The sequence below is a fragment of the Nocardioides segetis genome, assembly GCF_051390595.1.
Lineage (GTDB): Bacteria > Actinomycetota > Actinomycetes > Propionibacteriales > Nocardioidaceae > Nocardioides.
In genome coordinates this window covers 1-676 of record NZ_JBNINR010000044.1, presented here as the reverse complement: position 1 = coordinate 676, position 676 = coordinate 1, and the positions used below count along the sequence as shown (strand labels likewise).

Here is a 676-nt window from a genome sequence, read left to right as displayed (position 1 = left end):
TCGTCCGAGTCCGGCCTGCCTGCGGCGGCGGTGGTAGGTCCTCTCGATCCAAGTCACGATCGCGATCCGCAACTCGTCACGGGTGTCCCAGGAGCGCCGGCCGAGGACGTTCTTTTGGAGCAGCGCAAAGAAGCTCTCCATGGCCGCGTTGTCGCCCGCGGCACCGACGCGGCCCATCGATCCGACCATGCCGTGGTGGTTGAGTGCATGGACGAATTTCCGGCTTCGAAATTGCGACCCTCTGTCGGTGTGGACGATGCACCCGGCCACGTCGCCGCGCCTGGCGACGGCGTTGTTGAGCGCCGCGACCGCGAGCCGTGACTTCATCCGCGAGTCGATCGAGTAGCCGACGATCCGGTTGGAGTAGACGTCCTTGATCGCGCACATGTAGAGCTTGCCTTCAGCGGTCCGGTGCTCGGTGATGTCGCTGAGCCACAACTCGTTCGGGGCGTCGGCAGCGAAGACGTGACGGACTACGCCGTGCTTGTCGGTGACCGCACATAGGTCGTCGTGGACCGGCGGGCCCGGCTTCCTCGCCTTGCCCCGCTTGGGCTTGCCGAATGCTGACCACCAGCCCAGGTCTGAGCAAATCCGCCAAGCGGTCCGTGCAGCCATGTCCTGGCCGGCCTCCTTCGCTTCGTCGAGGAGGAACCGGTAGCCGAACTCGGGGTCGTCC

Annotated in this window: 1 protein-coding gene; it reads right to left on the bottom strand. The window is 65.8% G+C overall.

What is annotated here, in order from left to right; translation table 11 throughout:
* Positions 1-676 (bottom strand): IS3 family transposase (locus ACPZVR_RS25430; protein ID WP_436702487.1); only part of this gene is annotated, 676 nt, incomplete at both ends.